Origin of the sequence: Streptomyces thermocarboxydus (genome assembly GCF_024760485.1) — a bacterium.
Taxonomy (GTDB): Bacteria; Actinomycetota; Actinomycetes; order Streptomycetales; family Streptomycetaceae; genus Streptomyces; species Streptomyces cellulosae.
Map to the genome: position 1 here is coordinate 2160815 of NZ_CP058273.1, position 13122 is coordinate 2173936.

10 protein-coding genes are annotated in these 13122 nt (G+C 73.6%); 7 read left to right on the forward strand and 3 right to left on the reverse strand.

The features are described from left to right. The first annotated feature begins 24 nt into the window (after positions 1-24). The 3 genes from AY578_RS10090 to AY578_RS10100 all read left to right on the forward strand — a co-directional run bounded on the left by AY578_RS10090 (position 25) and on the right by AY578_RS10100 (position 3989). The gene (locus AY578_RS10090; protein WP_136239718.1) at positions 25-1590 is read left to right on the forward strand and encodes a DUF6801 domain-containing protein; all 1566 of its coding nucleotides are present in this window, start codon (positions 25-27) and stop codon (positions 1588-1590) included. Positions 1591-1640: 50 nt separating this feature from the next. Next, complete coding sequence (locus AY578_RS10095) at positions 1641-2582, forward strand: hypothetical protein (protein ID WP_028959714.1); 942 nt, start codon at positions 1641-1643, stop codon at positions 2580-2582. A 165-nt stretch (positions 2583-2747) separates the two neighbouring features. After that, a complete protein-coding gene (locus AY578_RS10100) occupies positions 2748-3989 on the forward strand; it encodes a PucR family transcriptional regulator (RefSeq protein WP_161232991.1) in 1242 nt (413 codons plus the stop codon). Here AY578_RS10100 and AY578_RS10105 read toward each other — a convergent pair. Both AY578_RS10105 and AY578_RS10110 read right to left on the reverse strand, forming a co-directional pair. After that, complete coding sequence (locus tag AY578_RS10105) at positions 3983-4327, reverse strand: hypothetical protein (protein ID WP_215048452.1); 345 nt, start codon at positions 4325-4327, stop codon at positions 3983-3985. The two genes, AY578_RS10100 and AY578_RS10105, sit on opposite strands and share 7 nt — an antisense overlap. Before the next feature lie 33 nt (positions 4328-4360). After that, positions 4361-5008 (reverse strand): DUF4360 domain-containing protein, encoded by a 648-nt coding sequence (locus AY578_RS10110; RefSeq protein ID WP_019526199.1) that lies wholly within the window; start codon positions 5006-5008, stop codon positions 4361-4363. 335 nt (positions 5009-5343) lie between these two features. Here AY578_RS10110 and AY578_RS10115 point away from each other — a divergent pair, with 335 nt between their 5' ends. Continuing rightward, positions 5344-8184, forward strand: coding sequence for a beta-galactosidase (locus AY578_RS10115; RefSeq protein WP_028959712.1), 2841 nt, complete (start codon positions 5344-5346; stop codon positions 8182-8184). A 48-nt stretch (positions 8185-8232) separates the two neighbouring features. Here the strand turns inward: AY578_RS10115 and arfA are convergent, their stop codons facing one another. Further along, positions 8233-9738, reverse strand: coding sequence for an arabinosylfuranosidase ArfA (gene arfA / locus AY578_RS10120; protein WP_019526201.1), 1506 nt, complete (start codon positions 9736-9738; stop codon positions 8233-8235). A 348-nt stretch (positions 9739-10086) separates the two neighbouring features. On the opposite strand from arfA, the gene AY578_RS10125 reads away from it, so the two are divergent. The 3 genes from AY578_RS10125 (at position 10087) to AY578_RS10135 (ending at position 13104) form a co-directional block, all read left to right on the forward strand. Then, the gene (locus AY578_RS10125; RefSeq protein ID WP_136239721.1) at positions 10087-11313 is read left to right on the forward strand and encodes a DUF6545 domain-containing protein; all 1227 of its coding nucleotides are present in this window, start codon (positions 10087-10089) and stop codon (positions 11311-11313) included. Positions 11314-11404: 91 nt separating this feature from the next. Further along, positions 11405-11920, forward strand: coding sequence for a toxin (locus tag AY578_RS10130; protein WP_137210590.1), 516 nt, complete (start codon positions 11405-11407; stop codon positions 11918-11920). Next, positions 11917-13104: an MAB_1171c family putative transporter gene (locus AY578_RS10135; RefSeq protein WP_161232528.1), complete on the forward strand. Its 1188-nt coding sequence runs from the start codon at positions 11917-11919 to the stop codon at positions 13102-13104. The genes AY578_RS10130 and AY578_RS10135 overlap by 4 nt, the downstream gene beginning before the upstream one ends. Positions 13105-13122: the final 18 nt, after the last annotated feature.

A 13122-nucleotide genomic window follows, 5' to 3' on the forward strand; every position in this document is an offset into this window, starting at 1 on the left:
CCGGACAACCTGAGCGGAGCAGCTTTGACAGGCAACCGTAGCGCCGCGTCGCGGCCCTCCCGTGTCCGCGCCAGAAGCGCGGCGATCGCGGCGTTCGTCGTCCTGGCCGCCATGGTCCCGGCCGCGGCCTCCGCCGCGGGCCCGCAGAAGATCGACGCCGAACTGCCCTACGTCTGCGCCTTCCCCTCGGGAGAGCGGGCGTCGACGGTGCGGATCTCGGCCGAGTTCCCGGACCGGGCGGAACGGGGTGAGGCGATCGCACCCACCGGCGTCACCACCACCCTGGAGCTGCCTGCCGAGGCGGTCGCGGACCTCACCGCGCCCCAGGCTGCCACCGTGCGGGCCGCGACCCGTCTCACCGTGGGCGTCGCCCAGGAGGAGGCCACGGCCGAGGCGGTCTGGCACGGCATCGCGCAGCCGGTCGCCCTTCCCGCGTCCGGGCCTCTGACGCTGACCGCGACGGGTGAGGTCCCGACGGTGACCGGACGGGGTGACGGCGCACTGCGGTTCACCGCCGGGGACCTCGCCGTCGATCTCACGCCCGGGGCGGCGGACGGGACCGACGTCGGCGCCCCGTCGCTGACCGTCTCGTGCTCGCCCGCGCAGACGCCGGAGGGCGGACTGCTGGCCACCGTGCCGGTCGGCGCGGACGCCGCGGAGCCGAGCGGCTCGCCGTCTCCGCCCGGCACCTCCCCCGGGGCACCGGAGCCGGCCCCCGGAACACCGCGGGACCGGCAGGGCGACCGGGCGCCGGCGACGGCGGAGAACCCGGCCGGCTCCGCGGCGGGCCGGAACGCGCCGCCCTGCGCGTACACCGAGGAGAACCCGTTCGGGCCTGGGTCGATGAACGCGTACATCACCGGCTACAACAACGTGAGGAAGCAGAAGGGCGCTTCGCTCCTGCCGGTGTCCTGCGTGCTGCTCGAGACGAAGGAGATGCTCGCCGAACCGGACGAGAACGGCAATTACGTCGTGACGATCAAGGCCGCGGGCGAGCTGCACCACGAGGGGCGCAAGCAGTCGCCGCCCTTCCGGAGCACTTTCCTCACCTTCGGTTTCGTCCCGACCACGGCCACCATGGTGCTGGAACAGACCGGCCCGATGACCGTCGACTTCGCCACCACCTATGTGGGGGCGGACATCGTGGCGGAGACCTTCATCCGCGTCCCGCTGCGGCTGCGGGTGACCGACCTCGAGGTCAACGGCGTTTCCCTGGACGTCGGTTCGGGCTGCCGGACGGAGCAACCGCTGCGCTCCACCGACCCGGACCCCGCGAACCACCCCGGCGACCATCTGGTCCTGTACGGAAAGGGCGAGCAGAAGTACGGCGAGGACGCCACCGGCTACATGCTCCTCACGGGCGGCCCGCTGGCCGGTGAGGCGACCATACCCGCCTTCACCGGCTGCGGCAGCGGCCGCGAGAACCTCGACCGGCTCCTCACCGCCTCCGTCTCCGGACCCGGCAATCACATCAAGCAGATACAGGGTCAGACGTGCACGCCGAGCGTTCCGGTGTTCGGCGACGAGAACTCCGCCGCCCAGTGCACGGAGGACCTCCAGCCCTACGTGATCCCCGCCGCCGAGCGCTGAGCCGCCCCCTCTCTCCCGTTTCCCTCCCCTCACCACGGAAGGCCACCCCCATGTCACCCCTGTCCTCCCGCACCCGCCTCGCCACCGTCTCCGCGCTGACCGCGCTCGGGGCGTTCGCCTCCCTGGGCACCGCGACCGCCGCCGAGCCCGCGCTGAACGGCGAGTGGGCTCCCTTCACCCGCTGCCCGGTGGACGCGCCGGCGATGCTGGCCGCCGACGGCCTCGCACGGACCCCGCAGTGCGTGGTCTCCACCTCCACCAGCGGCACCATCAAGCTGGGCAACACGACCGTGGTCACGGGCAAGACGAACCTGCAGATCGGCATCGTGCAGAACGCGGACGGCACCAGCAGCGTGGTGGCCCCGCCCGGCGGCGCGCTGATCGCCGAACCCGCCACCGTGCCCGGCGGACTGTTCGGTCTGATGTGCCCGAGCGCCATACCCGTCATCACGGGCATCTGCGAGTCGCTGGAGAACTCCAGCCTCAACAAGATCACCGCGACCATGGAGTCGGTCGGCGCGCCCTACGACTTCAACCAGACCGCGGGCATCCTGACGGACATGCCGATCGTCGCCCTGCCGGTCCGTATCCACCTGGAGAACCCGCTCCTCGGCAGCAAGTGCTACATCGGCACTGCCGCGAACCCGATCGTGCTGCGCCCGGAGAACCGCGACTACCCGGCGTTCGACATGTCCTTCTTCCAGGGGAACGGCACCGTCGACCCGGCCGGCGAGATGAGCCGGATCAACCTCACCGGCTCCACCCAGAACGACAGCACCTTCGCGGTTCCCGGCGCCACCGGCTGCGGGCTGAACGTCGGTCTGATCAATTTGGCGGTGAACGCCAAGACCGGACTGCCCTCCGCCTCCGGGAAGAACAGCGTCACCCTCGACAACACGCAGACGTACCTCACCGGCCTCAACGCGCCCGGCACGGCCGCTCCGCGGGCCGGCGAGGTCCTGGCGCAGCACTGGCACTCCGCCACCAGGTGAGGCTTCTGTGAAGCGTTCCTGCTCAAGAGGTGTACAAGACATGTAAGTTGACTTACCGTCAGCTTTTCAGACCGGTGCACGTGGCGGCCCGGCCGGGCGTCGTCCCTCGGGACATGACCCGGCCGGGCCGCCTTGCCGGACAGGCCGGAGAGCAAGGGATCAGTCATGCCCTCAATCACACGTCCTTCGGTGCTCGGCGAGCCGCTCGACCCCCTGCCACGGCAGTTCGCCGCCTTCATGCGGCCCATGCTGCCGGGACTGCTGAACGAGATACGGACCGAGGTCACCCGCGCCTACCCGGTGTACGGCCGGCTGCTCAACGGGCCCGACGGGCACGCCATCCGCCAGGGTGTCGAGCAGGCGCTCACCGCGTTCGTGGACCGGGTGGCCGACCCCGGCACCAGCTCGGAGCTGCGGGACGACCTGCTGCGCCGGTTCGGCCGCGTCGAGGCCTACGAGGGCCGTGACCTGGAGGTGCTCCAGGGCGCCTACCGGCTGGGCGCGCGCATCGCGCTGCGCCGGGCCAAGACGCTGGGACGGCAGCACAGCCTCTCGCCCGCCCTGGTCCTCGCCTTCGCCGACGCCCTGTTCGCGTACGTCGAGGAGCTGGAGGCCGTCACCCGGGAGGGGTACACGGAGGTGCGGGAGAGGGCCGCGTCCGAGGTGTCCGCGTTACGAAGACAGCTGTTACACCTCCTCCTGGCCTCCTCCCCGCTCCCCAGGACCACGGTGTCCGAGCTGTGCGCGTCCGCCGCCTGGGAACTGCCGCGGACGTGTTTTCTCGTCGCCCTGCGCCCTGCCGTCCCCGAACACATCCAGGCGGGGCTCGACAGCGACGTCCTCGCCGACTTCGACATCCCGCAGCCGCATCTGCTCGTCCCCGGCGAACTCGGCGCCGAGCGGCTCGAGATGCTCCGCACGGCCCTGTCCGGCACCCGTGCCGCGGTGGGCCTGACCGTGCCGGTGGCCCAGGCCGCGGACTCCCTCCGCTGGGCACGCCGCGTACTGCAGCTCGTCGACGACGGTGTCGTGCCGGACGCCCCGCTGGTCCGTTGCGAGGACCATCTGACGACGCTGTGGCTGCTGTCCGACCCCGCCCTGGTCGACCATCTCGCCGCCCGCGAGCTGGCGCCGCTCGACGGGCTGACCGCCAAGCGGCGCGACCGGCTCATCGAGACCCTGCGGGTGCACGTCTCGACCCGCGCCCCCGCCGAGCAGGTCGGCGAGATGCTGGGGGTGCACGCCCAGACCGTCCGCTACCGGCTGCGGACGCTGGACGCCCATCTGGGCGACCGGCTCGCCGACCCCGACCGCCGGTTCGCCCTCGAAGTGGCCCTGCGCTCGCGCCATCTGCGGGGCCGGGACGGTGCGCGAGGCAAGGGGGACCTGCCCCGCCCCGGTCAGTAGGCGACCGGCCGCCCGCCGCTCCGGTCCGGCACGCCGACGCCCGGCCCGGGTGGGCCGTCGTCGTCGCCGTCGCAGCACCGGCCGACGATCGGGTCCCCGTCGACGTCCTCCATGACCGACCGGTCGCCGGGGCCGATGACGCTGCCGTGCGGCTCCGGCACGGGCGTGCCGCCGTGGTGCGTCATCGCCACGCCGTCGCGGGCCGCGACAGGGGCGGGTGACGCTCCGGAGGAGTTCGAGGAGCGCACGACGCCCCGGTCGTGCCGGCCGCCGGGCTGCCCGGTGCGGGCGCCGCCGGCCCGGCCGGGGACGGGGCACACCGGGGAGGCGGACGGCACGGGGGCGGGCGGACGCCCGCCCCCGCCGTCACGTCACTTCTCCGGGCACTCCTTCCAGGCCAGGTGGTACACCGTGCTGATGTCCCCGTCGGTGGAGTCCATCGTCATGAAGCTGACCTTGGACGGGTCGCTCCCGGCGGTGACTCTCAGCTCCGTGTTGATGTTGAAGTTGCGCTGGACGCCGCAGGGCGCGTAGACGAGCTGCGCCCAGTCGGTCTCGTCGGTGGCCTGCCAGTTGTCGTCGTACGGGCCCCCGAAGGGGTGCGTGCGGTACTCGGTGTTGGGCGACCCCTGGAAGTAGTACGAGGCCCGCTGGGTGCCCCGGGCGCCGGGCTGGAGCGAGGCGAAGCCGCGGTAGTCCGCGCTGGCGATGGCGTAGGTGAAGCCCTGCGGGACGTGGACGAGCAGGCTGAGCTGGCAGTTCTTGCGGGCGGCCGTGGGCTCGGAGTTCCCGCCGGCCTGGGCGAGGTAGTCGCTGTAGGTCACGGTGAACGCGGTGTTGTCGGCCGAGACGGCGACGGCCGCGGTCCCGGCGGGACATCCCGACCCGTTCACCGTGGCGACCTTGATGACGATCTTGTCCGGCGGCGGGTCCTCGAACGACGACCCCGGGTTGTGCGCGGGCAGCGCGGCGCCGAGCAGCGTGGCCGCCGCGACGCCGAGGAGCAGGCCTCCAGCCATGGTTCTCCATCCTTGGGGTGGGGGGTTGGTGCGGTGCGTTGGTTGAAGCGTCATGCACATGCCAAAAACGCGGGCGCATGCGCCCCCGGCTTCGTGAAGGAGGCATGAAGGTGCGGTGAAGGCCGGGAGCGCTCGCATCGTATGGAGCGCCGTGACGGCCGGACAGGGCGAACTCCGGCCATTCACTCCCGGTCCGTATACCGCCGGTGAACGCCCCGGGACACCGCCGGAGGACGCCACGGGCGCGCCGGGACTCCCGTGGGGAAGAGGGCCGTTCCGCTTCGGGGACAATGACGCACCAGCACCGCTAGTGGAACGGACCAGGAGGCGCTCCCTTGGAGCTCAGCAGGCGCACCTTCACCGCCCTGGCCGGCACGGCCGCGCTCGGCCTCGCGCTGGCCGGCAGCGGCGGGGCGGCGACCGGCCCGCAGGGGCCGCGCGTCGTGCCGACCGGACCGCCGCCCCCGCTGCCGGAGGCCGACGGCCGGCGCCATCGCGTCACGTACGACCGGCACTCCCTGCTGGTCGACGGCAGGCGGCTGGTGCTGTGGTCCGCCGAGGTCCACCCGTTCCGGCTGCCCAGCCCGTCGCTGTGGCGGGACGTGCTGCAGAAGCTGCGCGCGCACGGCTTCACCGCGGTCGACGTGCCCGTGCCGTGGAACGTCCACTCCCCCGCGCCCGGCGTCCACGACTTCACCGGGGTGCGGGACCTGAACCGCTTTCTCACGGTCGCCGCCGAGGAACGGCTGTACGTGGTGCTGCGGCCCGGCCCCTGCCTGGGCGCGGACCTGGACGCCGGGGGCCTGCCCGGCTGGCTGACGGCCGCCCCGGGCTCCGCCCGCACCGACGACCCCGAGTACCTGCGGCACGCCGAGGCGTGGCTCGCCGCCGTCGACGCCATCGCCGTACGGCATCTGTACACCGCGGGCGGCGGCACGGTGCTGCTGTACCGGCTCGAGGACGGGCGTCCGGTGCCGGCCGGGGACCCGGCGGCGCGCGCCCACCGGGCCCGGCTGCAGGCGAAGGCGCTCGCCGACCGCATCGACGTGCCCCTGCTCGACGGGGAGCGGTGGACCGGCGGCGACGGGCCGCCCACGGCCGGTCTCACCGCCGTGGCGGGCGGGGCGGCCGACGCCTGGGGCGGTCCGCTGTCCGGCGGCGAGGGCTATGCGCGGGTGCGGGAGACCCACGACGCCACGCACGAGCGGCGGCGCCATCTCGCCGCCCTCGCCGACGGGGTCACCGTGCACCACACCGGCATGGGGTTCGGCGGGACGTCGTGGGGCTGGCTGCCGGGACCGGGCGTCTACACCTCGTACGACTACGGGGCGGTCCTCGACGAGGGACGGCAGCCCGCGCCGAACATGGCCGCCGCCCAGCAGCTCGGCCATCTCGTGCGCACCGTGCCCGACCTGGCCCGGCTGGAGCCGGACGGGGACGGGGAGGAACGCGCCGCGGACGGCCGGCTGACGGTGCGCCGGCTGGCCAACCCCGACACCGGCGCGCGGTTCTTCGTGGTGCGCAACGACACCGACGAGGAGGTGCGCGCCCTGCTGCCGGACACCGGTATCGAGGTGCCGGTCACCGTGGCCGCGGGCGACACCAAGCTGGTCGCCTCGGGTCTGCGTCTGGGCCACCGCACGCTGGCGTTCACCACCGCCCAGCCGATGCTCTGCGTCTCCACCGGGCGGCAGGACGTGGCGGTGTTCGTCGGCCGCAACGGGGAGACCGCCCATGTGGCCCTGGACTGCGAGAAGCAGCCCGGCGCCGACCGCGCCGACACCGAACCCGCCTGGGCCTACGACCACGACCGGGGCCGGCTGAACGTCGTCTCCCCGCTCGGCGTGGGCGGCCTGAGCCGGGTGCTGGTCAAGGACGGCGACTCCGAGACACCCCTCGTGCTGCTGTTCGCCGACGACGAGACCGCGCTGCGCCTGTGGACGTACGAGACCCCGGCCGGGCCGCTCGTCGTCTACGGCCCCGCGCTGCTGCGCTCGGCCGAACTGCGCGGCTCCACGCTCCATCTGACGGGTGATGTCACCGTCGAGACCGGTGTGGAGGTGTGGGGGCCGCGGGGCGTCGCAGAGGTCACCTGGAACGGCGCGCACGTGCCCACCTATGTCGGGCGCGCCCGCAGCCGTGTGATGGAGGGGCTGATGCCCGCCGTGCGCGCGGTGGCGCTGCCCGCGCTGGACGGCTGGCGGTGCCGCACGGAGAACCCGGAGTCCGACCCGGACTTCGACGACTCGGCCTGGACGGTCGCCGACCGCACCACCTCGCACAGCACCACGCCGGTGCCCGAGGGCGGGCCCGTGCTGTTCGCGGACGACTACGGCTGCCACCACGGCGACGTCTGGTACCGGGGACGGCTGAAGGACCTGAGCGGCATCCGGTCGGTGGCGCTGTCCTACAGCACCGGCACCCAGGGGCTGCTGATGGCGTGGCTGGACGGCCGGCCGCTCGGCGCCCACCGCATGCCGGCGCCCGACGAGGACACCGCCGCGCGCGGCACCTGGACGGCCACGGCCCGGTTCGACGTCCCCGGGGCGGTGCGGAGCCCCGGCGAGCATGTGCTGTCGGTGCTGGTGCGGCCCATGCAGCACGCCGGCACGGAGCCCGGGGAGGACGCCCACAAGGCCGCGCGCGGGCTGGTCGCCGTGGAGTTCGCGGGCGGCGACCGCAGCGTGGAGTGGCGGGTGCGGGGCGCCACCGACCCGGAGCGGGTGACCGGCCCGTTCAACAACGGCGGCCTGTACGGGGAACGGCGCGGCTGGCATCTGCCGGACCACGACGACCGCGGCTGGCGGGTGGTGGAGTTCCCGCGCGCGCGGCGGCGGCAGGGCGTCACCTGGTACCGCACCCAGTTCCGGCTGGGCTTCGAACCCGAGCTGGACGCGTCCGTCGGGCTCACCCTGGAGGACGACCCGGAGCGCGCCTACCGGGTGCAGATCTTCCTCAACGGCTGGAACCTGGGCCAGTACGTCAACGACGTGGGCCCGCAGCACACCTTCGCCCTGCCGAACGGCATCCTGCGCACCCGCGGCGCCAACACCCTGGCGCTCGCGGTGCTGTCCGACGGGACCACCCCGGCCGGGCCGGGGAAGGTCACGCTGACGCTGCTGGGCGCGGCGCGCGGCGGCGTCCCGGTCGAGCCGGTGGACCCACCGGGCAGGTGAGCCCGCCGGCGCGCCGGAGACCGGGCGCCGGGTCACGCCGCGCGCGCGTCACGCCAGCCGGATCACGTTCCAGGACAGCGGCTCCAGCACGGCCGTGAGGCGGCCGCCGTCCAGGGTGGTGCCCTCGCCCGCGTGCGGCACCACCCGCTCGGGTTCGGCGAGGGTGTTGCGGGCGTCGGGGTCGGCGTCCGCGAGCACGCTGTGCCCGGTGACGGACGTCAGGCCGAGCCCGTTCAGCGCGACGTCCAGCGGCAGCGGCTCGGTGCGGGAGCGGTTGACGGCGAACACGGTGACCGTGCCGTCCTCGCCCCGCACCGCGGTCGCGTGCAGCAGGTCCGCCTCCCCGTACTTCTCCGTCGCGTACGTCGGGGAGTCCACGCGCACGTCGAGGACCTCGCCGCGGCCGTACTTCGAGGCCTGGGCGAACGGGAAGAACGTCGTCTGCCGCCAGGCCGGGCCGCCCGGTTCGGTCATGATCGGGGCGATGACGTTGACCAGCTGGGCCAGGCAGGCGACGGCGACCCGGTCCGCGTGCCGCAGCAGCGCGATCAGCAGCGAGCCGAAGACGACCGCGTCCAGGACGCTGTAGCTGTCCTCCAGCAATCGCGGCGCCTCGGGCCAGTCGAGGGCGCTCACCTGCTCGTCGGTGCGGGACATGTACCAGACGTTCCACTCGTCGAACGAGAGGTTGATCTTCTTCCGGGACTTCAGCCGGGCCCCGACGTGGTCGCAGGTGGCGACCACGTCCTCGATGAAGCTCTCCATGTCGACTGCGGAGGCGAGGAAGGAGTCCACGTCGCCGTCGAGCGGCTCGTAGTAGGCGTGCAGGGAGATGTAGTCGACCAGGTCGTACGTCTCCTGCAGGACGGTGGCCTCCCACTCGGCGAAGGTCGGCATGGAGCGGCCCGAGGAGCCGCAGGCCACCAGCTGCACGCCGGGGTCGAGCTGGCGCATGGCGCGGGCGGTCTCGGCGGCGGTCCTGCCGTACTCGGCGGCGGTCTTGTGGCCCGTCTGCCAGGGGCCGTCCATCTCGTTGCCCAGGCACCACAGCCGGATGCCGAACGGGTCCTTGTCGCCGTGCTCGGCGCGCAGGTCGGACAGGGCGGTGCCGCCGGGGTGGTTGGCGTACTCCTGGAGCTGGAGCGCCTCGGCGACGCCCCGGGTGCCGAGGTTGAGGGCCATCATCGGCTCGGCCTGCGGCCCGATCTTCCGCAGGAAGGAGATGTACTCGGACAGGCCGAAGCGGTTGGTCTCGGTGGACCGCCAGGCCAGGTCCAGGCGGCGCGGGCGCTCCTCGACGGGCCCGACGGAGTCCTCCCAGCGGTAGCCGGAGACGAAGTTGCCGCCGGGGTAGCGGACGGCGGTGACCCCGAGTTCGCGGACCAGGTCCAGGACGTCGCCGCGGATGCCGTCGGCGTCGGCGGTGGGGTGGCCCGGTTCGAAGACGCCGGTGTAGACGCACCGGCCGAGGTGCTCGACGAAGGAGCCGAACAGCCGGGGGTCGACCGTGCCGACGGTGAAGGCGGGGTCCAGGGTGAAGCGGGCGGTGCGCATCGTGTCCTTTCGACGGGTCGGGTCCTGCTGAGGGAGCGTCACTGGCCGGCGAGTTGGGTGTGGGCGACGCCCGCCACGATCTGGCGCTGCCTCTGCCCATCATGTGCACGAACCCTGCATGTTCGATATCTCGGATGACGCCCGTAACTTCGAACGGACCGTACGGTCGGCGACCCCGCGCGTCAATGCCCCGGCATGAACTCGCCCGGCCTTCAGCCGTGGACGGCGGGCGGGCGCGGACGGCCGGAACAGGGCGCATCCGTCACCGGGATGGCATGACGCGGACACGTCTATCCGCGTAGGCTCGAACAGGCTTCAACCGGCCGCAGAGGGAAGCGAGGGGTCGCGATGGGGTTCGCGGACGCGGCCATGGGCCCGGCCACGTTCCTCGGCGAGTTCTACCCGTCCTTCTGGTGGATCCCGGCCGGCGTCCTGGCCGCCGCCCTGGCCATCAAGGTGCCCACGATCATCCGGCTGTGGAGCGACCCGCTGCTGCGCGCCGTCGGCGGGCTGCTGCTGCTCGCCTGCGCGGTGTTCGTGTTCGTCGCCCCCTCCACCATCGGCTGGGTCAACCAGGTCACCGGCGTGCCCAACATCTCCGCGCCCTGGGTGTACTCCCTGCTCACCGCGTTCTGCGGGTCCTGCCTGGTGCTGATCATCGCCTGGCGCGACGGCCTGTCCGAGCGGACCGCCGCGACCCGCCGCGCCACCCGCCTGGTGGTCACCGCGTACGGGGGCGTGATCGTGGCGCTGTGGGTGCTGTTCGCCCTCGCGGACGTGCCCGTGGAGCGCACCCGGGACCTGGACACCTACTACGCCACCACGCCGTTCATGCGCGAGGAGATCCTGCTCTACCTCCTCGCGCACACCACCGCCGCGCTCATCACCTCGAAGCTGATCTGGAACTGGATCCGCACCGACGGACTCGACGCGCTGCTGCGCTGGGGACTGAAGTTCCTCGGCCTCGGCTACGCCCTCAACCTCGGCTTCGACGCGGCCAAGCTCACCGCCGTGGGCGCCCGCTGGACCGGCAACGACCTGGACTGGCTGAACCTGCACGTGGCCCCGGCGCTCGCCTGTCTGTCCGCCGTGTCCATCGCCGTCGGCTTCATCCTCCCGCACGCCGGCCAGTACCTGCACGACCGCTGGCGGATCCGGCTCGCCCACCAGCGGCTGCGCCCGCTGTACCTGCTGATGCGGCAGGTGCACGGCTCCGGGCTGCCCGTCGCCTGGCGTGCCAGCGCCGAACTGCGGCTCACCCGGCGGGAGACGTTCATCCGCGACGTGCTGCTGCCGCTCGCCCGCCGCACCGACGAACGGCTGCGCGAGCGTTCCTACGCCGCCGCCCTGGACCTGGGCTGCCCGCCGGAGCGGGCGCGCGCCGTGGCGGCGGCCGTGGTGATCCTGGACGCCGTCGAGGCGCCGCCCGGTGCGGAGAGCGACCACGGCGCCGACACCACGGAACTGCTCCGCGAGATCGGGGCCGTCTCCCGCACCCTGCGCCACCCGGAGCTGATCCGGGAGGTCCGCGCCCGCGCCGCGGCGCCCGGCGACACCGTGGCGGTCACCGAGTGATCCGGCGGGCCACGGAACTGGCCGAAACGGCATGCGACTTGGCATATTGCACAGGTGACCGAGCGACGCCCAGGGGAACAGGGAGACAGCGGTGCGTACCAGGAAGGAGATGCGTCGCCTCGCTGACGCCCTCATCGACCCCATCCGGGTGCGGGTCCCCGCGGACCCCGAGGTCCTGTTCGAGGCGCTGGTCGCGTCGGTGAGCGCCTGGCGGGGGCGCGAGGTGCACGTGCACCGGGCCGCCTTTCCCCCGCACACCGCGAGCGGTCTGTGGCTGGAGCGCGACACCCACGACGACGTCGTGGTGGACGAACGGGCCGCCGTGTGGCACCAGATCGTCATCCTCTGCCACGAGGTGTGGCACATGAACCGCCGCCCCGCCGACGAGCCCGCGCCCGCGGGGCAGCCGCGTCCGGTCGCCGCGCGCACCGACTTCAGCCTCGCCGAGGAGCAGGAGGCGGACCGCTTCGGGATGCTGATGGGCCGCCGGCTGCGGTCCTGGCTGGACACCTCGGCCGGCACCGCGCACGCCGCCGAGCCGGGCGACCCGCAGGACCTGGCCGGCCGGATCGGCGCCGCGCTCAACTACCGCGGGACCAAGAGATGACGGGCGGCCTGCTCAACTACGTGAGCTGCGGGGTGCTGTGGCTCGGGCTGCTGATCAAGGCGCCCGACCTGCTGCGGCACCGGCGCGACCCGTATCTGCGGGCCATCTGCGCGGTGCTCGGCCTGGCCGGGCTGTGCTTCTTCCTGGGCGCGCCGCCGACCGTCGGCGCCGTCAACCGGATCGGCGGGGTGCCCAACCTCGCCGCGCCTCTCACCTATGCGGCGATCACCGGGTACTGCGCCGCCTCGCAGGTGCTCGTCGTGCACTGGCGGGGCGGGCCCCGGGTGCGGCGCACCGCCCGCCGCTGGATCGTCGCGTACGCCGTCGTCGTGGCCGGCGTCGCCGCCACGTTCGCCCTCGGTGAGGCGCCCGTGGAGCGCCGTACGGATCTGGACACCTACTACGCGACGACCCCGTACATCGCACAGATGATCGTGCTGTACCTGCTGGCGCACCTCACCGCGGCCACGGTCACCGCGGTGTCCTCGCTGCGCTGGGCGCGCCGGGTGCGCGGCGGGCTGCGGGCCGGGCTGCTGCTGCTCGGCGCGGGCGCGGCCTGCGGCGCCGGGTACAGCTCGACCAAGCTGGTCGCGGTGGCCGCCCGCTGGACCGGGCGGGACTGGACCACGCTCGTCACCACCGTCTCCCCGGCCGCCGCCGGACTCGGGGCGCTGCTCACGGTCGTCGGAGTGCTGGTGCCGCTGACCCTGCCGCGGGCGGCCGAGGCGCGGCGGGCCCGGCGGACGTACGCCCGGCTGGAGCCGCTGGAGCGGACGCTGGACGACCTGCTGACCCGCAGGACGCTGCGGCTGCCCCGGCCCCGCTTCGCCTCCGCGGCGACCCGGCTGATGTGGCGTCAGACCAGCATCCTCAACGCGCTCGGCCATCTGGACGCCTATCTCGACCGGGAGCTGTTCGACCGCACCCGGGCCGGCACGCTGGCCTCCACGGGCGACCCGGCGCGCGCCGAGGCCGCCGCCTGGGCCGCCGTGATCACCGCGGCGGTACGCCGGGAGGCCGACCCGGGGCTGCGCGTGCCGCCGTCCCGCTCCGGCGCGCGCCCGCTCGCGCCGGTGCCGGAGCCGGAGTCGCTGGTCCGCATCGCCGACGCGCTCGCCGTTCCCGCGCCCGCGCTCCCGGTGCCCGTCGTGCCCACCGGCACCCCGACGGCGGGCACCGCGTGAGCCGGGGCACAGGGGTGA

Excerpts from the sequence above, each read along its gene's own strand:
- AY578_RS10095 (WP_028959714.1), top strand. The coding sequence starts at position 1,641 with ATGTCACCCCTGTCCTCCCGCACCCGCCTCGCCACCGTCTCCGCGCTG.
- AY578_RS10100 (WP_161232991.1), top strand. The coding sequence starts at position 2,748 with ATGCCCTCAATCACACGTCCTTCGGTGCTCGGCGAGCCGCTCGACCCC.
- AY578_RS10110 (WP_019526199.1), bottom strand. The coding sequence starts at position 5,008 with ATGGCTGGAGGCCTGCTCCTCGGCGTCGCGGCGGCCACGCTGCTCGGC.
- arfA (WP_019526201.1), bottom strand. The coding sequence starts at position 9,738 with ATGCGCACCGCCCGCTTCACCCTGGACCCCGCCTTCACCGTCGGCACG.
- AY578_RS10125 (WP_136239721.1), top strand. The coding sequence starts at position 10,087 with ATGGGGTTCGCGGACGCGGCCATGGGCCCGGCCACGTTCCTCGGCGAG.
- AY578_RS10135 (WP_161232528.1), top strand. The coding sequence starts at position 11,917 with ATGACGGGCGGCCTGCTCAACTACGTGAGCTGCGGGGTGCTGTGGCTC.